The 16,222-nt window shown below is 71.4% G+C and carries 18 protein-coding genes and 1 riboswitch; of the genes, 5 read left to right on the top strand and 13 right to left on the bottom strand.

Annotation, left to right across the window (positions count from 1 at the left end):
- The first annotated feature begins 1,083 nt into the window (after positions 1-1,083).
- Positions 1,084-2,502 carry a non-reducing end alpha-L-arabinofuranosidase family hydrolase gene (locus tag HHX31_RS27795; protein WP_311932274.1) on the top strand — a complete coding sequence of 473 codons (1,419 nt, stop codon included), beginning with the start codon at positions 1,084-1,086 and terminating at the stop codon, positions 2,500-2,502.
- Between the two features lie 131 nt (positions 2,503-2,633).
- On the opposite strand, the gene HHX31_RS27790 is transcribed toward HHX31_RS27795, so the two are convergent.
- On the bottom strand, positions 2,634-3,341 hold the full coding sequence (locus HHX31_RS27790; RefSeq protein WP_169951698.1) for a TetR/AcrR family transcriptional regulator: 708 nt from the start codon (positions 3,339-3,341) through the stop codon (positions 2,634-2,636).
- A gap of 40 nt (positions 3,342-3,381) precedes the next feature.
- On the opposite strand from HHX31_RS27790, the gene HHX31_RS27785 reads away from it, so the two are divergent.
- Positions 3,382-4,032 (top strand): class I SAM-dependent methyltransferase, encoded by a 651-nt coding sequence (locus tag HHX31_RS27785; protein WP_169951697.1) that lies wholly within the window; start codon positions 3,382-3,384, stop codon positions 4,030-4,032.
- 95 nt (positions 4,033-4,127) lie between these two features.
- Here the strand turns inward: HHX31_RS27785 and HHX31_RS27780 are convergent, their stop codons facing one another.
- From HHX31_RS27780 to HHX31_RS27770, 3 genes are all read right to left on the bottom strand, one after another.
- A complete protein-coding gene (locus HHX31_RS27780) occupies positions 4,128-4,805 on the bottom strand; it encodes a C40 family peptidase (RefSeq protein WP_211590410.1) in 678 nt (225 codons plus the stop codon).
- A gap of 56 nt (positions 4,806-4,861) precedes the next feature.
- Positions 4,862-5,019: riboswitch (cyclic di-AMP (ydaO/yuaA leader) on the bottom strand.
- Between the two features lie 370 nt (positions 5,020-5,389).
- Entirely contained in the window at positions 5,390-6,481 is a 1,092-nt protein-coding gene (locus HHX31_RS27775) for a hypothetical protein (RefSeq protein WP_169951695.1), read from the bottom strand.
- A gap of 57 nt (positions 6,482-6,538) precedes the next feature.
- On the bottom strand, positions 6,539-7,492 hold the full coding sequence (locus tag HHX31_RS27770; protein WP_169951693.1) for a hypothetical protein: 954 nt from the start codon (positions 7,490-7,492) through the stop codon (positions 6,539-6,541).
- A gap of 206 nt (positions 7,493-7,698) precedes the next feature.
- On the opposite strand from HHX31_RS27770, the gene HHX31_RS27765 reads away from it, so the two are divergent.
- Positions 7,699-8,346: an HNH endonuclease family protein gene (locus HHX31_RS27765; protein ID WP_249346740.1), complete on the top strand. Its 648-nt coding sequence runs from the start codon at positions 7,699-7,701 to the stop codon at positions 8,344-8,346.
- 27 nt (positions 8,347-8,373) lie between these two features.
- On the opposite strand, the gene HHX31_RS27760 is transcribed toward HHX31_RS27765, so the two are convergent.
- The 4 genes from HHX31_RS27760 to HHX31_RS27745 all read right to left on the bottom strand — a co-directional run bounded on the left by HHX31_RS27760 (position 8,374) and on the right by HHX31_RS27745 (position 10,856).
- The gene (locus HHX31_RS27760) at positions 8,374-9,000 is read right to left on the bottom strand and encodes a GPP34 family phosphoprotein (RefSeq protein ID WP_169951691.1); all 627 of its coding nucleotides are present in this window, start codon (positions 8,998-9,000) and stop codon (positions 8,374-8,376) included.
- A gap of 15 nt (positions 9,001-9,015) precedes the next feature.
- On the bottom strand, positions 9,016-9,258 hold the full coding sequence (locus HHX31_RS27755; protein WP_169951689.1) for a hypothetical protein: 243 nt from the start codon (positions 9,256-9,258) through the stop codon (positions 9,016-9,018).
- Between the two features lie 3 nt (positions 9,259-9,261).
- Complete coding sequence (locus tag HHX31_RS27750) at positions 9,262-10,188, bottom strand: SPFH domain-containing protein (RefSeq protein ID WP_169951687.1); 927 nt, start codon at positions 10,186-10,188, stop codon at positions 9,262-9,264.
- 83 nt (positions 10,189-10,271) lie between these two features.
- On the bottom strand, positions 10,272-10,856 hold the full coding sequence (locus HHX31_RS27745) for a TetR/AcrR family transcriptional regulator (RefSeq protein WP_169951685.1): 585 nt from the start codon (positions 10,854-10,856) through the stop codon (positions 10,272-10,274).
- Between the two features lie 111 nt (positions 10,857-10,967).
- On the opposite strand from HHX31_RS27745, the gene HHX31_RS27740 reads away from it, so the two are divergent.
- Positions 10,968-11,369 carry a nuclear transport factor 2 family protein gene (locus tag HHX31_RS27740; RefSeq protein WP_169951683.1) on the top strand — a complete coding sequence of 134 codons (402 nt, stop codon included), beginning with the start codon at positions 10,968-10,970 and terminating at the stop codon, positions 11,367-11,369.
- A gap of 6 nt (positions 11,370-11,375) precedes the next feature.
- Here HHX31_RS27740 and HHX31_RS27735 read toward each other — a convergent pair whose 3' ends face one another.
- From HHX31_RS27735 to HHX31_RS27720, 4 genes are all read right to left on the bottom strand, one after another.
- Positions 11,376-12,350 (bottom strand): NAD(P)-dependent alcohol dehydrogenase, encoded by a 975-nt coding sequence (locus HHX31_RS27735; protein WP_169951681.1) that lies wholly within the window; start codon positions 12,348-12,350, stop codon positions 11,376-11,378.
- Complete coding sequence (locus HHX31_RS27730; RefSeq protein ID WP_030510150.1) at positions 12,347-12,580, bottom strand: helix-turn-helix transcriptional regulator; 234 nt, start codon at positions 12,578-12,580, stop codon at positions 12,347-12,349. The genes HHX31_RS27735 and HHX31_RS27730 overlap by 4 nt, the downstream gene beginning before the upstream one ends.
- On the bottom strand, positions 12,574-13,002 hold the full coding sequence (locus HHX31_RS27725; RefSeq protein ID WP_169951679.1) for a hypothetical protein: 429 nt from the start codon (positions 13,000-13,002) through the stop codon (positions 12,574-12,576). The genes HHX31_RS27730 and HHX31_RS27725 overlap by 7 nt, the downstream gene beginning before the upstream one ends.
- A 127-nt stretch (positions 13,003-13,129) precedes the next feature.
- On the bottom strand, positions 13,130-13,981 hold the full coding sequence (locus HHX31_RS27720; protein ID WP_169951677.1) for a helix-turn-helix transcriptional regulator: 852 nt from the start codon (positions 13,979-13,981) through the stop codon (positions 13,130-13,132).
- Positions 13,982-14,142: 161 nt separating this feature from the next.
- On the opposite strand from HHX31_RS27720, the gene HHX31_RS27715 reads away from it, so the two are divergent.
- Positions 14,143-15,027, top strand: a complete 885-nt coding sequence (locus HHX31_RS27715; RefSeq protein ID WP_169951675.1) for an NAD-dependent epimerase/dehydratase family protein — start codon at positions 14,143-14,145, stop codon at positions 15,025-15,027.
- Here the strand turns inward: HHX31_RS27715 and HHX31_RS27710 are convergent, their stop codons facing one another.
- A complete protein-coding gene (locus tag HHX31_RS27710; RefSeq protein ID WP_211590409.1) occupies positions 15,028-16,212 on the bottom strand; it encodes a hypothetical protein in 1,185 nt (394 codons plus the stop codon).
- Positions 16,213-16,222: the final 10 nt, after the last annotated feature.

Genomic DNA, 16,222 nt, shown 5'->3' with positions numbered 1-16,222 from the left:
TAACAGTGACGGGGGGCGGTCGTGCTCCTCTCTGCCGGGCGACTGTAGGTGGTGGTGGAGCGGAGCAAATCCGAAGTCATGAGGTGTGTCAAGCGGCTTGTCTTTCCCCCGGGGGCGACCCTGGCCGCCGCCGGCCGTTCCTTCGGTTTTGACCAGGGGAGAAGTCGCGGTCTCTCATAACGTCGTGATGAAGCTTTCATCACGGATGGCCTCGCCCGTCCGGCGCCGACCCGCGCCTTTGGGCTCCTGCCGCAGCGTGTGACCACCGGATCCAGGCAGCCGTCGACCCGAGCGCACTCCGGCCCACGCGAAGTGGGAGGCGGCGCTTCACACGTTTGAAACTTTCATCACGGCCGGTATCGCGAGCGGTGCGGTGGGATCGGTAATGCCAGATGGATGCGTTCCAGACGTCCGAAGCGCCGCCGCCCTCTCGCCGTCCTCTTGACGCGGCCGATGAGTCCTAGTTGGCTCCGCCAGTATCACCGGCATCGGGATCTGTGTAGCAGCATCCTGCGTCGTGAGATGTGAGCGCTAACACGCGTCGGCCCCGGAAAGGAGGGTCTCCATGATCGGAGGCGGTCCCCGGCTGCGCGCCACTGCGGCGGCACCCGTGCGTGGCCGGCGGCGGAAGGAACGGCGTTCTTGACGCGTGGCCCCGCCCTGTCGTGTCGCTCCGCCGCACCATCGCACATCGAGTAGCCCAGAGGGAGAGGAGCCCGGGATTGCGGATGATGTTAGCGCTAACAGCAGCGCGACGGCCCACCGCGGTCACCGGCGGCCTCTCCGCCGCCCCGCCGGGGCGAGGCCTCGACGGTGCGGCGGGTCCAGAGGCCGGCGCGCGAACGACAACGAACCGGGTCGTACGGCGACGACTCGCTAGTCCGCCGGACTCTCGGCGGCAGACCTTGGGAATCCGGGCCGATCGATCGGCCGTCCCCACCCGGCTCTGTGAGACCACTGAGGTTTTTCCAGGCGTGGCGCGCTTCGTCACGCTTTTCACCCCCCAAGGAGGAGAACGAGACCATGGAGTCACCCCCTATTCGTGTGAGAAGAGGCTGGCGTCGTTCGCGAGCCGGTGTCGGCGTGCGCGTCGTGGCGGTGCTGGCGGCGCTGGTCGCGGCCACGGCGACGTGGGCGGTGCCGGCGTCGGCGGCGCCGGCGCCGTTGGTGGGCACGGCGTCCGGGCGTTGCCTGGACGTGGCGGGCAACACCGACGCGCTGGGCACCGCTCTGCAGATCTGGGACTGCAACGGGCAGGCGAACCAGGGCTTCGAGTTCACCTCGTCCGGTGAGCTGCGGACGTTCAACGGCACCCGGTGCGTGGACGCCTACAACATGGGCACCACGAACGGCACCAAGGTCGTGATCTGGTCCTGCAACGGCCAGAACAACCAGAAGTGGCGCCAGAACTCCGACGGCTCCATCGTGGGCGTCGCGTCCGGGCTGTGCCTGGACGTCGTCGGCGCCGCCACCGCCAACGGCAGCCAGATCCAGCTCTACAGCTGCTGGGGCGGTGACAACCAGAAGTGGACCATCCGCGGTGGTGGCGGCCCGACCCAGTCGCCGACCCCGACGGTGACGCCGACCGGCGGCACGTGTGACCTCCCGTCGAGCTACCGCTGGACCTCGACGGGCGCGCTGGCGACCCCGAAGTCCGGCTGGGTGTCGCTCAAGGACTTCACCAACGTCGTCTACAACGGCAAGCACCTCGTCTACGCGACGACGCACGACAACGGGTCGAGCTGGGGTTCGATGAACTTCGGCCTGTTCACGAACTGGTCCGACATGGCCTCGGCCAGCCAGAACGCGATGAACTTCTCGGCCGTCGCGCCCACGCTGTTCTACTTCGCCCCCAAGAACATCTGGGTGCTGGCCTACCAGTGGGGCGGGACCGCGTTCTCCTACCGGACCTCCACCGACCCCACCAACCCCAACGGCTGGTCGGCACAGCAGACCCTGTCCACCGCGAGCATCACCGGCTCCGGCACCGGCCCCATCGACCAGACCCTCATCGGTGACGGCCAGAACATGTACCTGTTCTTCGCCGGCGACAACGGCAAGATCTACCGGCAGAGCATGCCCATCGGGAACTTCCCGAGCAGCTTCGGCTCCAACTACACCACGATCATGAGTGACACGACGAACAACCTGTTCGAGGGCGTCGAGGTCTACAAGCTCCAGGGCCTGAACAAGTACCTGATGCTGGTCGAGTCGATCGGCTCGCAGGGCCGTTACTTCCGCTCGTACACGGCGACCAGCCTGGGTGGTTCGTGGACCCCGCAGGCCACCAGCGAGAGCAACCCCTTCGCGGGCAAGGCCAACAGCGGCGCCACCTGGACCAACGACATCAGCCACGGTGACCTGGTCCGCAGCAACCCCGACCAGACCAAGACCGTCGACGCCTGCAACCTGCAGCTGCTCTACCAGGGCCGCAGCCCCAACTCGGGCGGCGACTACGGCCTCCTGCCCTACCGGCCCGGCGTGCTGACGTTGCAGCGCTGACGACGTGACCCAGGGCTCCTGAGACCTCCGGCCGGCATCGCCCGGCCGGAGGTTTTCCCTTTCCGGGCGTCGAGCCGCCGTCCCGGCACAGGCGGCCGCTTTCTCGGCCGCCGCCGCGTGCGGGAGCACGTTCAGCGAGGAGGTCCGTAGCCAGCAGGGGACGAATCGCCCAAGGCGTGGACGGCGGCGAGTTCCCTCTCCACGCCGGGCATCACCACTGCCCGGAACGCCGCGTCCATCTCGGTGGGCGTGGCGGCCACCTCGCCGTCCGCCCACCTGCGCAGCAGGGCCATGAACGCCCCGACGACGCAGGTCACCACGAGATCGAGCGAAGCCGGCGGTCCGCTGCCCGGGGGGAGTCGCGCCAGCAGTTCGTCTCGGACGGTCGCGGCTATGATCCGTTCCCCGCGCGCCACCACGGCGGTGCTGCCACGCCGTCCGAGGAGCGCCCGCAGCAGGCGACCGCGCTCCTGGACGTGCTCGAACATCGGCAGGCTGAAGGCGAAAAGGGTGTCCGGCGTGGCCGCCGGAGAAAGACGAAGAAGGTCAGAGAGTTCGTCGAGGTTGCTGAACAGCACATCTTGTTTGTCCGTGAAATGCGCGTAGAAGGTCGAGCGGCCGACGTTCGCGCGATTGATCAGATCCGTGACGCTGATCGTCTCGTAACCCTTCTCCAAGATGAGCTCTGTCAACGCCTGCTGAACGGCCCGCCGGGTGCGCCGCACCCGGCGGTCGGAGCTTTCCCGCCGTGGGTTTCCGGACACCTTCCCCCCTCCTGTTCCGTACGGCACAGCCTGCCGGATCTGCTTGTTGACCGCTTCGCGGCCGCGAACGACCATTTATAACCGAACACATTGTTTCGGAACAAGGAGCAGTCAAGTGGACGGGGAAAAGCTTTTGCATGGTCACGCGAAGCACGACGGCGGGGGCGGCACAATCGATTACCCGCGGCGTTATGAGGCGCTGGTGGAAATCGGTTTTCTCGGCCGCCGCCGCAGCGTCTACGAGCGTCTCGCCCTGTTGTCGGGCGCGGCAGCGGGCCATCGAATTCTCGACGTCGGCTGCGGCACCGGCTATCTGACCCGGCTGCTGGCTCCTCTCGTGGGGTCCGAAGGACGGGTGACCGGCGTCGACCCGTCACCGGCGATGATCGGTCACGCCCGCCGGCGCTCGCCGGGCAACTGCTCCTACCAGGCGGGCGAGGGACAGGAACTGCCTTTCCCCGACGCGTCGTTCGACATCGTGGTCTCCAGCTTCGCCGTGCACCACATGCCCGTCTCCGCCCGCGGCGCCGCGATGGGCGAGATGTTCCGCGTGCTGCGGCCGGGCGGACGCCTGCTGATCGCCGAGTTCCGGCCGCCGGCCAACCGTCTCTTCGCCCGTCTCGCGGCCCTGGTGGCCGGTCCTGCCATGCGGCCGACCATGCCGGAAACGCTCGCCGAACTGGTCCCCGGCGCCGGCCTCCGTATCGAGAGGACAGGCACGGTGGGGCCGGTGCTGTACTACGTCGACGCCGTCCGCCCGCTCTGAACCCCTCCCGGCCAGGACCTGGGCGTCCCGGCGGAGACGGGCGGCGGCACGCGCCGGGCCGTCCCCGCCGGGGATAGGCGTCTTCGCGCCCGGTGTCAGACGCCCGGGCGTACAGCCGTGAGGAAGCCTCTCTTCCAGTAGCCCTTGAGACTGTCGACGCGGACGACCGCGCCGCTGTGGGGGGCGTTGATCACCTTCTTGTTCCCGATGTAGATGCCCACGTGGCCGCCGCCGCCGGTGAAGACGAGGTCGCCGGGTTTGAGGCGGGCCAGGGAGACCTTCTTCTTGACGGCGCCGAGCATCGACCACGTGGTGCGCGGCAGCTTGACTCCGGCCTTGCGCCAGGCGAACTGGACCAGCCCGGAGCAGTCGAACGCGCTCGGGCCGGTGGCGCCCCACACGTAGGGGTCGCCGAGTTGCCTCTTCGCCACCTCGATGGCGCGCTTGGCCTTCTCCTGCTGGAGAGCGGACTTGGCGAGCTTCTCGTTTGCGGCGGCGTTCCGGGCGGCCCTGGCAGCACGGAACGCCAGCGCGGTGGTCGGCGCTGCGGTCGGCGCGGTGGTCGGCGTGGTGATCGGCGCTGCGGTTGGTGCGGTGACGGGCGTGGTAGCCGGTGGGGTGGCCGGTGGGGTGGTGACCTGGGCGGTTTCCGTCGCGACGGGCTGGGGTGGGACCGGGGGGACGGGCTGCGGCTCGGGGGTCGTTCCCGGCGCGGCGGCCGCGGGCAGGGCGGGGACGGCCACCGCGAAGGCGGTGAGCGCGACGCCGCTCATCGTGAGGCGGACGACGTGGGACAGGGTGGCGGGGTTGGCGGACAGGGGGCTCTCCTTGGGTCTTCCGCTTGCGCCTGCCGGGTTAGCTGACGGATTCGGGCAGGGAAGCCGCCCTACGGCGCTCGCGCGCCGATTCACCCCGGACCTTCGTCGAAGGTCGGCTGGTTCCCCGGCTCCGTGCCTCCTTGCCGCACGGATTCGGCATCACCGGCGCCCCGGGGGGTGGAGAGGACGTGGCGGCGGTGACAGTGGATGGTCGTTGTCAAACACGGCGGGGCCGGTTCGCGACGACGGCGCATTGGGGGTGCGCCGCTGCCGCAGGACATGGAAACTACCAACTCGCCCATGTGGGAGTAAAGGGTGCATAAAGGGACAGTCGGCGCACAAAAGGGATCAATCGTGCAATGCTCGCAGGTCAGCGCGTTATGAACGGGAGAACGCGCTGCTCGTCACACCTGGTACGAGCACCGCCGGGAGAGCCCGCGACGCCGCGCCGGCGCTCGTCCGGGCGGCCTACCGGCGTACGTCAGGCGAGAGGGCCGGGCACTCGGGACTGGGCGCGGCCGGGTTCGCGGACGAGCCGGTCAGCGCGTACGCCAGAACGCGCCGTTGGCCGAGGGGTCGTCGGGGTCGCCCTGCGGCACGGTGAAGCCCGCACCCCAGAGCGTGGCCGTGCCCGGCCTGCGCGCGATGGAGAACAGGACGGCTTCTGTGCCCGCCTTCCGGGGGAGCGGGACGCTCCGCCACGCCGAGCCCGTGACCTGCCACAGGGCGGGGTTCCAGCTGCCCTGCACGACCCACACGCCGCCGCTGCCGTCGGGCTCCACCTCCGTGTACGGCTGCGCGTTGGCGGCGCCGACCGAGGCGACCCACGACGTGCCGTTCCAGCGCATGACCAGGGTGCGGTTGTAGGTGACGTCGTCACCCTCGTCGTTCGCGCCCTCCCAGGTGACACCGCCGACGGCCCACACGTTCCGGGGGCCCAGGACGGCGATGTCGTTGAGGTAGGCGGAGGCGCCGGGAGCGGGAAGCGTGATCGCGGGGGTGGGCATGAGCGCCCAGGATTTCCCGTTCCATCGCATGACCGCGGGGCGGTCGCCCCTGCTCCCCGCCGCCCAGGCGTCCCCGGCTTTGTACGCGTCGACGGCGGCGGCGCGGGCCGGCAGCCGCACGCTGCGCCATGAGGACCCCGTCCAGTGCCTGGCCGACGTCGAGGACCCGGCCACCGCCCAGACGTCCCTCGCGCCCGTCGCGTCGGCGTCCGTCGCCGAGAACGCGCCGCCCAGCGAGAGGGTGGTCCACGCGCGGCCGTTCCACCGGGCGGCCTTGCCGTGGCCGAAGACCCACACGTTGCGGTTCGAGGTGGCCGTCACCGCGTTCAGCTCGTACGACGGGGCGCCGGGGATCACCTTCCAGGACCGGCCGTCATACCTCTGGACGAGGCCCCGCATCCTCCCGTTCACGACCCGGTGACCGGCGGCCCACACCGACCCGTCGCCCAGGACCGTCACGTCGTCGAGCACGTCGTCACCGGGCAGGGTGTTCACCCTCGCCAGCCGCCAGGCCGCGGCGCTCTCGCCCGCACTGCCGTCCTGGCGGGTCCCGCCGGAGGCCGCCACGGCGGGCGCGCACGCCAGCGCGAGCACTGTCATTCCCGAGACGAACGCGGTACGCACAACGCCTCCCCTTCTGTCATGAGGATGACGTCCGGCCGGGGCGATCCGTTCACTTCGTCACCGGGACGATTTGCTCGTCCGTTCCGTCCACGGCTCGTACGCGCTGTCTCCCGGCAGCACCCAGACCTTCGCGCCGGGCCTGGCGACCGTCCGCAGCAGCGTCGCCTTGCCGGTGGCCTTGGAGACCCGGTAGACCGCCACGCCCGTCGTGGTCTTCGACCGGACGATCACGCGTCCGGTCCGGTCGAAGTCGAGGTCGTCGATGTACCGGCCGCGGGGCAACCGCACGGTCACCGCGCGGCTCGCGTGCCCGGTGCGCAGGTCGAGCAGGCGGAACGCGCGATATCTCGGCCAAGTGCCGACGGGCACCGCCGCCGTGCGGTAGTCGTTCGCCAGCGCCATCGGCGACAGGCGCGTCTTCAGCCGCAGCCGGACACCCAGCCCACGGTCGAACACCGTCACCCGATCCCCTGTCAGCAGCAGCCGCTTGCCGTCCGGGCTGAATCCGGCGAACCCCCAGGCGTCCGCCCCTCGGGGCGGAGGATACGTCCTGCCGGTCCGCAGGTCCACGAAGACCCCCATTCCCGGCGCCGAGGTTGTGGTGACCACCCAGCCGCCGTCGTCCGACACCAGCGGCCACTCCTCGTCGATGGAGGCCGCCGTGATCTGCCGCGACACCACCTTCTCCCTGCCGCCGAGGGCGCGCGTGACGAACAGCCCGTCCGACCTGCGGTAGTAGAAGTAATGCCGGCCGTCTCCGCTGATCAGGAACGGCGCCTGCGCGCCTGCGTTGACGGTGTCCTTGGGCGCCACGGCGAGCGCCTCCGGCACCCGCACCACCTGTCCGTCGGTCAGCACCAGTTCCCACGCCTGCGTCCGCTGCGCGTACGCGATCGTGACGGGCGTGGCCGCCGCTGCGGGCCGTGCGGCCAAAGGCACGACGGCCAAAGGCACGACGGTCAGCGGCACGGCGGTTAGCAGCAGTGCCGTGAGGGCAATGCGCAGTCTCATGCCGGGTGAGATGCCGGAGATCCCAAGAATGTTCGTGTATCAAGTGCCGGATTACCCCCGGTGCTGGTCGCGGCCACCCTCGGGCGGCGGCGCGCGACATCGGCACGCCGGCCGGCAGGCATGGCCCGCGGGCGCCGCGAGCGCCACCGCCCGCGGGCCGTCACCCGGATCTACGCGTATCGTCACGCTGGGTGGGGAATTTTGGTATGGCTGTAACCATGATCTACCTGCATCGCACGCTCCGGGTCGCCGCGCTCTCCTGTCTGCTCCTCCCCGTCACCGCCGTCGTGCTCGCCCCGCAGGCCGCGGCCGACACCGGATCGCGGGCCCGTCGCATGCTGGATCAGCTGAAGGTCGCCAAGCCGCTGTCGATCCGCGGGTACAGCCACCAGCGGTTCCAGCCGCGATGGGCGCACCACAAGGGGACATGCGACGCGCGGGAGGTGGTCCTCGCCCGCCAGGGCCGGGGAGTGCGCAGGAACGCCGCCTGCCAGGCCGTGAAGGGCGTCTGGTACAGCCCGTACGACGGCAAGGTGCTGAAGAGCGTGAAGCAGACCGACGTCGACCACGTCGTTCCCCTGGCGTACGCCTGGCGCTCCGGCGCCAAGCGGTGGAGCCAGGCGAAGCGGCGCGCGTTCGCCAACGACCTCACCCGTCCGGAACTGGTCGTGGTGAGCCACTCCGTCAACATGGCCAAGGGAGGTCAGGGCCCGCAGAGCTGGCGTCCGCCGCGCCGCGCCTACTGGTGCCGTTACGCGACCTCCTGGATCACCGTGAAGCGCCACTACCGGCTCTTCGTCACCAAGAAGGAGAAGGTGGCCCTGCTCAACATGCTCCGCACCTGCCGGCGATGACCGGGCCCGCGCGGCCGGCGGGCGGGCTCAGCCGCCGCTCGCGCCGCGGGCCTGCTGGATGACCTTGCGCAGGGCGGCCGCCGCCGGGCCGCCGCGTTCTGTCAGCTGCTCGATGCGCCGCTTGTGCGCCCGCTGTTTCGCGCGCGGGAGCACCGTGCCGAGATCCGCCGCGGCGGCCAGCCCGACGAGGGCCGCGTCGCGGTCGCCGATCCGGGACACCGGCCCGGAGAGGGCGCCGGCCACCCGCGCCGCGAGGCGCTTCACCACCCGCGTGTCGCGTACGCGGACGGCGCTCCTGTTGAAGATCAGGAACGGCTGGCGCAGCTCCACCCTGACCCAGCGGCGCATCTCCAGCTCGTCCCGGACCGCCCGGACGGTGGCCCGGCCGTCCTTGCCGATCCAGTGCCGCCACGGGCGGGGCCCCGACTCCGCGAGCTGGTGGAGCAGGCCGTCGAGGACCGGGTCGCCGAGCCGGTCCTTCGACACCACGCGGACCTTGCCGTCGTCGTCGGCGATCCGGCCCATGAGCAGCAGATCGGTGAGCGCGGCCGCGCGCAGCAGGTAGGGGAGGCGGTAGTTCGTCACCACCCGCTCCTTGCGGGGGTCGTAGGCCAGGAGATAGAGCTGGGCCGTCAGGGAACCGGGGACGTCCACGGGACCGCCCTCCTCTCAGTCGTCGGGTGGGCCGGCGGCGGGGGATTCCGGAGCCGGGGTCTCCTTCTTGGCGGGCCGGCCGCGCCGGGGGATGCGAGCGGCGTTGCCCGGGAGCCGTCCCGCCTCCGACAGCGCCCGGCGCAGCAGGAACTCGATCTGCGCGTTGGTGCTGCGCAGTTCGTCGCCGGCCCAGCGGGCCAGCGCGTCGTGCACCGCGGGGTCCAGTCGCAGCAGGATGCTCTTTCTTTCGCTTGCCACGGTCTAGTGGTACAGGGAGCCGGTGTTCACCACGGGCTGCACGTCGCGGTCGCCGCACAGGACGACGAGCAGGTTGCTGACCATGGTGGCCTTGCGCTCCTCGTCGAGTTCGATCACGTTGTGCGCGTCGAGGCGGGCCAGGGCGGCCTCGACCATGCCGACCGCGCCGTCCACGATCCGCTGCCGGGCCGCGACGACCGCGCCCGCCTGCTGGCGGCGCAGCATCGCCTGCGCGATCTCGGGAGCGTACGCCAGGCGGGTGATGCGCGACTCGATGACCTTGACCCCGGCGGAGGCGACCCGGGCCTGGATCTCGGCCGACAGGCGGCCGGTGATCTCGTCCGCGTTCTGGCGCAGGGACAGCATGTCGTCGTGCCCGTCGTACGGGTAGCTGCCGGCGATGTGCCGGACCGCGGTCTCGGTCTGGAAGGCGACGAACTCCACGAAGTCGTCGACCTCGAAGACGGCCTTCGCCGTGTCCTCGACCTGCCACACCACCACGGCGGCCATCTCGATCGGGTTGCCGTCGGCGTCGTTGACCTTGGTGATGTCGGTCTCGTGGTTGCGGATCCTGGTCGACACCCGGCGCTTCTGGGTGAAGGGAGCCACGAACCGGAGGCCGGGCGTGCGGACCGTGCCCACGTAGCGGCCGAGCAACTGGATCACGCGCGCCTCGCCCGGCGCGACCGCGGTGAGCCCGGTGAGGACGACGACGGCCGCCAGGAGGAGCAGCGTCCCGGCGACGATCAGTGCCGTCCCCGCGCCCACGCTGCCCTCGGCCGCGAGGACGGCTCCGATGGGGATCAGCGCGACCGGGATCAGCAGGCCCACCAGGGCCAGGATCAGCATGGGCCATCCGGCGGTCGCTCGCGCCGTCCGCTCGTGGGTCTGGGGGGCCGGCATGTCGACGGCGATCTGCAGATCTGTCATGTCTTCTCCTCGGTGTCTAGCACGACACTAGCAAAGTGATATCACTTTTCGCCAGACCTGTTCTGGCCCAAGGAGCCGAACCCTCAGTCGCCGGTTTCCAGGCCGCGGCGCAGGAGCGCGGTGAGCCGCCGGGCGTGGGCCACATCGGTTCCGGTGAGTGCCGCGCCGCCGGCGAGGGCCAGCAGGTCGGTCACGGTGAGTCCGGGCCGCACGGCACCGGCGTCCTGTGCCCGCCGCAGCAGGTCGGACGCGGTGGCGTGGATCGAGGTGTGCCACTGGTCGAACAACGCGCTACGACGGCCGGTGGGACCTTCCGTGGCCGCGAGTGCGAGCGGCCGCTTCGTCGCGACGTGCACGACGAACGCGTCCAGCCAGGAGAAGAGCGCGTCGGCCGGGGAGAGGCCCGGCGGCAGGTCGGCGCCCCTGCGGCACAACTCCGCCACCTCGTCCGCGTACACGGCGACGAGCAGGTCGGCGCGGGTGGGGAAGTGCCGATACAGGGTCGCGTTGCCGACGCCGGCTCGCCGCGCCACCTCGTCCAGCGCGACCTCCGGCCCCGACTCCGCGACGAGTTCGCGTGCGGCGGCGAGCAGCAGTGCGGCGTTGCGCGAGGCGTCCGCCCTGCGCGTACGGCCGGGCGGCGCGGGCTCGGGACCACTCGACGTCATCCGCACTCCCTTCTTTTGCTATCGGGCTTCTCTTGCTATCCGGGGAGTTCCCCGTTTACGGTGACAACCTTAGACGGGGAGCTCCCCATTTGGATGGAACGGCGGAGGACGATGACCCTGACTGCCGACGACCGCACGGCCATCACGGACCTGATCAACCTGCACGGCCATCTCACGGACAGCGGCGACTTCGACGGCCTGCGCGAGGTGTTCGTGCCCGACGTGGTCTACGACGTCGGTGATCTCGGCGGCGGGGTGATCGTCGGGCTCGCGGCGCTGCGCGACGCCGCGCTCGCCCTGGGCGAGGGGAACCCGGTCGCCCATCACGTGACCAACATCGTCGTCACCGAGGCGGCGGACGGCCGGGCGCGAGCGATCTCGAAGGGCATCGGGGTCAACGCCGACGGGACCACGGGCAGCGTGACCTACGAGGACACGCTCGTGCGTGACGACCACGGCTGGCGGATCAGTCGCCGCACGGTCCGCGCCCGCCGGATGCCCCTGACGTCCTGAGGGCGGTCACACGGTGACGACGACCTTGCCGGCGGGGTGGCCTTCCATGAGGTGCCGGATCGCGTCGGGCGCGGCGGCGAGGGGATAGGTGCGGTCGACGGCCGGAATGACGGCGCCGGACTCGATGAGCCGGGTCAGTTCCTCCAGGTGGTCGGCGCGCTCGCGGGAGAACATCGGGCGCAGTCGCTGCCGCGTGAAAGCCGACAGCAGCGGCGCCCGGAACGTGCGTCCCATGCCACCGGTGAAGCGGTATGCCGTGTGCCCGCCGCCGACGATCGCCAGCGTGCCGCGCGGGGTCAGGACGCGCCGCAGCAGGGACAGCGGCCGGTTGCCCGCGGTGTCGACGACGACGTCGTAGCGCGCGCCGTCGTGGTCGATCTCCTCGCGGGTGTAGTCGATGACGTCGTCGGCCCCGAGCGACCGCACGAAGTCCGCCTTCGCCGTCGCGCACACGCCGGTGACGCTCGCGCCGAGCGCCTTGGCGATCTGCACGGCGAACGACCCCACGCCTCCCGACGCGCCGATCACCAGCACCCGCTGCCCCGGGCGCACGCCGGCGACGTCGCGTACGGCCTGCAGCGCCGTCATGCCGGAGACCGGCACCGCGGCGGCCTGTTCGAACGTGAGGTTGGCCGGCTTCGGCGCGAGGCGGGCCTGCGGCGCCCTCGCGAACTCGGCGAGCGAGCCGTTGGGGCAGGCGCCGTACACCTCCTGACCGGGCCTGAAGCGGGTGACGCCGGCGCCGACGGCCGTCACCACCCCGGCGACGTCGCGGCCCCGGACGGGAACCTTGGGGCGGCGCAGCCCGAACCCGGCGCGCGCGAGGTACGGCGTGCCGGTCATGAGGACCCACACGCCGGGGTCCACGGCGGCCGCGCGGACCTCGACGAGCACCTCGTCGCCGCGGATCGAGGGGCGGTCGACGTCGCGTAATTCGAGCACGTCGGCCGGGCCGTACGCGTCCTGGACGATGGCTTTCATTTCGTCTCCTCGGGGAGGTCGGGATACTGGAACACGTCGTCGAGCGGGGCGCCGAACACCCGGGCGATCCGGAAGGCCATCTCCAGGGACGGCGAGTATCGGCCCTGCTCGATGGCGATGACGGTCTGCCTGGTCACGCCGATGCGCTCGGCGAGTTCGGCCTGGGTCATCTCGTCGTGGGCGAACCGCAGTGCGCGGATGCGGTTCGTCACTCGGGTGGGCTTCACCACTCCGGCACGCTCCTGCGATAGAGGATGATCTTGGTGGTGTCGCTGAGGATCGCCGACAGGACGAAGAAGAGGTAGATCACGTTGGCGATCCAGAACCCGTCCCACTCCGCCACGGCCATGAGCATCGCCGCGAGCGCCCCGATGGCCACGAACGCCTGACCGGTGTAGTCGCCGAGCCGCCCGATCTCCTTGTCGCGGACGTCGATGACGCGCGAGGCCCGCGGATTGACGATCGCCATCCCGATCTCGGCCAGGATCGCCGCGCCGATCGCCCCGCCGATCGTCCACAGCAGGGCGGCGGCGTACGGCACATCTGATAGCGGGCCTCCGTCCGCCCGTCTGAGGATGGTGACGACGTACACGGCGTAGGCGACCACGGCGACGACCAGCCGGATCCAGGCGCGCTTCTCCTCGTGCGTCATGATCGGCTCCCCTCTCTGGATGTACAGAATCTTTGACACCATCAAGGTAAACCGTCTTTGACGTGATGTACAGAACTTTTTACATCAACCGCCGACGGGCGGGGAGATGGACGTCGGCGGGCGTGGATCAGGCGTCGGCGGGCGTCCGCTCGGCGCCGACGACCTTCAGGAACTGCAGGGACTCGTAGGCCGTGGACCCCGGCTCGGCGGTGAAGATGACCACCTGCTGCTCCTGGTCGGGCACCGTGAGCACGTCGAAGTCCAGCTCGATCGGCCCGACGCGCGGGTGCCGCACGGTCTGGTGCAGGTGACGCTCGATGTGGAACCGCTGCGAGTTCCACAGCCGGGCGAAGTCCTCGCTCCCCGCCACCAGTTCCGCGATCAGGCTGTTCAGCTCGTGGCTGTCCGGATAGCGGGTCGCGGCGACGCGCAGATAGCTGACCGCCGTGACGGCGAACCGTTCAGGGCTGCTCATCCCGTAGTGCCGCCGCTCCGGGTCGGGATGCAGGAAGTAGCGCCTGATGACGTTGCGCTCCTGGCCGGCCAGGGCCGAGAAGTCCTCGAACAGGGCTGCCGCCAGCGGGTTCCAGGCCAGCACGCGGCACGTGTCGTCCACGACGATCGCGGCGGCGTCGGTCAGCCGGTTGACCAGGCTCAGCGTGCTCGGGCGCACCTCGCTCACCGGCTCCCCTGATCGGCTCTCCTCCAGCTCACCGGCGAGGTGGAACAGGTGGGCCCGCTCCTGGTCCGACAGACGCAGGGCGCGGGCGATGCCGTCGAGCACCCGCCGCGACGGGTGACGGCCCCGCGCCTGTTCCAGCCGCGTGTAGTGGTCCACCGAGACGTACGCGAGCTGGGCGACCTCCTCGCGCCGCAGGCCCGGGGTGCGGCGGCGGCGTCCCAGGGGCAGGCCGACGTCGGCGGGGTCGATGCTCTCCCGCTTGCTCCGGAGGAACCGCGCCAGGCCATGCTTGTCCATGCTTGTGACCGTACGCCCGGCGTCGGCCGCGCGGACCCCCTCAGCCACGGACTCTCGGTCCCTGGCTGTGCGGGACGGCCGGAAGCGACGGTGGGGTTGGCACCGACCGGCGGCGGACGCGGACACGCCGCGGTCACCGACCTCACGGGAGGCACACGATCATGCGAATTCTCATCACCGGCGCCAGCGGCTACGTCGGCGGAGTCGTCGCCGAGCACCTCGTCAGGGCCGACCACGAGGTGGTCGCCCTGGCCCGCTCGGACGAGGCCCGCGAGCGGGTCGAAGGGCTGGGCGCCAAGGCGGTGGCCGGGAGCCTGCGGGACCTCGACGTCCTGCGCGGCGCCGCCGCGTCGGCCGAGGCCGTGGTCCACGCCGCCGTGGACTACGCCGATCCTGGCATGGGCGAGATCGAGCACGACGCCCTCGCGGCGCTGCTGGACGGCCTGCACGACGGCGGCGCGTTCGTCTACACCAGCACGGGCCTGGTCTACCCGGACCGGCAGGGCGCCACCGTGGACGAGGACCACCCCGTCACCCCCGAGACGTCGGCGCAGCCGTACAAGGTGCTCGGCGAGCGGCAGGTCCTGGCCGCCGGCCACGTGGCGGGCACGGTGATCCGGGCGGCGCTTGTCTACGGGCGCGGCGGGTCGGGCCTGCTCCAGGGGCTCATCGGCGCCGGCCGGCAGAGCGGGATGGTGCCCTACATCGGCGACGGCGCAAACGAGTGGTCGTCGGTGCACGTCGACGACCTCGCGGCGCTGTACGTCGCCGCGCTGGAGCGCCGCGAGCCCGGGGTCGTCGTCAACGCCGCCTCGGCCGAGCGGACCCCGATCCGGCGGATGGCCGAGGCGGTCGCCGGCCTGACCGGCGCCCAGGCCGTGTCGCTCACGCTGGAGCAGGGGACCGCCGCGATGGGGCCGCTCGCCGCCACGCTCACCCGTTCGTCGCCGCTGGACGCCTCGCGGGCGCGGCGGCTGTTCGGATGGGCACCGCGACGGCCCGGACTGGTCGAGGAGCTGACGAGCGGCTCCTACGCGCGGTCCTGATCAACGCCCCAGCCGCGTGCGCAGCGCGCGCCGTACGCGCGGGCCGTGCCTGCGCCACCAGGCCCGTGCCCAGATCGCCTGGAACGCGACCGCGGACAGCAGCACCGCGGCGGCGTCCAGCCGGGCGACCGGGTCCACGGGGTCGGCCAGCCCGCGCACGGCCCGGTCGAGCAGCGTCAGCGTCGCGGGCGCCGTCACCGCGAACGCCACACCAAGGCAGGCCGCGGTGCCCGCGACCAGCAGCAGCGCGTACGCGCGGAGCGCGCGGCGCTCCTTGCGCGGCAGCCGGGCGAGCGGGTCGGGAGAGGGCCGCCGGAGCAGCCGCAGCGCCAGGTGGCGGACGTACGCGGAGGCGTCGCCGTACATGTTGCGGCACCCGCTCAGGTCCTGCAGCAGGAAGTAGACGTCGGTGCGCATGAACACGAGGAACTGCCTGGCCAGCATGCCGAGCGAGGTCAGCGCGACCATCGACAGCGCGGGGTGGCGGCCCACGGCGGCGGTCAGCAGGAGCGCGGCGGCACAGGCCGCCGCGTCCGTCGCCATTCCGGCGAGGTAGACCGTCAGGCGGACGCGCCGCCCGGCCAGCCAGACGCCGGACACCTCGGTCTGCACGGCCAGGAACTGCAGCCGGGTGCCGAGCCGGATCCTGCCCGGCACCCCCGCCGCCCTGGCGGTCGACAGGTGGGCCATCTCGTGCAGGAAGATCAGCCCCCAGCCGACGGCGATCTGCGACGCGAGCACGAGCGTGCCCCGCTCGCTCCACAGCAGGTCGCGCCAGCCCGGCAGCGTCTCCGGCCGCACGACCGCCGCCGTGATGCCGGCCGCTACCAGGCCGGCGACCGGCAGGTGGAGCAGCGGGTGCAGCGTCCACCGCACGTGCCGGGGGCGCAGCCGGGGCAGTGTCGGCGGTCCGGCGGGAGCGGCCGTGCCGCCCGGCTCGTTGAGGAAGCCCAGTTCGCCGAGGGCGCGGACGAAGTCGCCGACGTCGAGATCCGCCCCCGTCTCCGCGCGCAGCCGGCGTTCCGCCTCCTCGACCGTGGCGCCCGCCGACAGCAGTTCGATCGCCCGCATCCCCTCGTACGGCACGGCGACGAACTCGTCCCCGTCCGGGCGGCCGACGATCCACTGCGAGCCGTCCTGCCGGAACGCGAGCTCGCGCAGCCGGACCACGGTGGCCTCTGCCAACACGGGCCTC

It is taken from the genome of Microbispora sp. H11081, assembly GCF_012999535.1.
Taxonomy (GTDB): domain Bacteria; phylum Actinomycetota; class Actinomycetes; order Streptosporangiales; family Streptosporangiaceae; genus Microbispora.
Note: the sequence above shows the minus strand (reverse complement) of the source record. Positions and strands in the feature narration are given on the sequence as shown.

Bases quoted from the DNA above. Each gene is read 5' to 3' on its own strand.
- HHX31_RS27750 (WP_169951687.1), bottom strand. From the start codon at position 10,188: ATGACAGATCTGCAGATCGCCGTCGACATGCCGGCCCCCCAGACCCAC.
- HHX31_RS27790 (WP_169951698.1), bottom strand. From the start codon at position 3,341: ATGGTCGTTCGCGGCCGCGAAGCGGTCAACAAGCAGATCCGGCAGGCT.
- HHX31_RS27720 (WP_169951677.1), bottom strand. From the start codon at position 13,981: ATGGACAAGCATGGCCTGGCGCGGTTCCTCCGGAGCAAGCGGGAGAGC.
- HHX31_RS27715 (WP_169951675.1), top strand. From the start codon at position 14,143: ATGCGAATTCTCATCACCGGCGCCAGCGGCTACGTCGGCGGAGTCGTC.
- HHX31_RS27765 (WP_249346740.1), top strand. From the start codon at position 7,699: ATGGCTGTAACCATGATCTACCTGCATCGCACGCTCCGGGTCGCCGCG.
- HHX31_RS27780 (WP_211590410.1), bottom strand. From the start codon at position 4,805: ATGAGCGGCGTCGCGCTCACCGCCTTCGCGGTGGCCGTCCCCGCCCTG.
- HHX31_RS27725 (WP_169951679.1), bottom strand. From the start codon at position 13,002: ATGACGCACGAGGAGAAGCGCGCCTGGATCCGGCTGGTCGTCGCCGTG.
- HHX31_RS27770 (WP_169951693.1), bottom strand. From the start codon at position 7,492: ATGAGACTGCGCATTGCCCTCACGGCACTGCTGCTAACCGCCGTGCCG.
- HHX31_RS27740 (WP_169951683.1), top strand. From the start codon at position 10,968: ATGACCCTGACTGCCGACGACCGCACGGCCATCACGGACCTGATCAAC.
- HHX31_RS27735 (WP_169951681.1), bottom strand. From the start codon at position 12,350: ATGAAAGCCATCGTCCAGGACGCGTACGGCCCGGCCGACGTGCTCGAA.
- HHX31_RS27745 (WP_169951685.1), bottom strand. From the start codon at position 10,856: ATGACGTCGAGTGGTCCCGAGCCCGCGCCGCCCGGCCGTACGCGCAGG.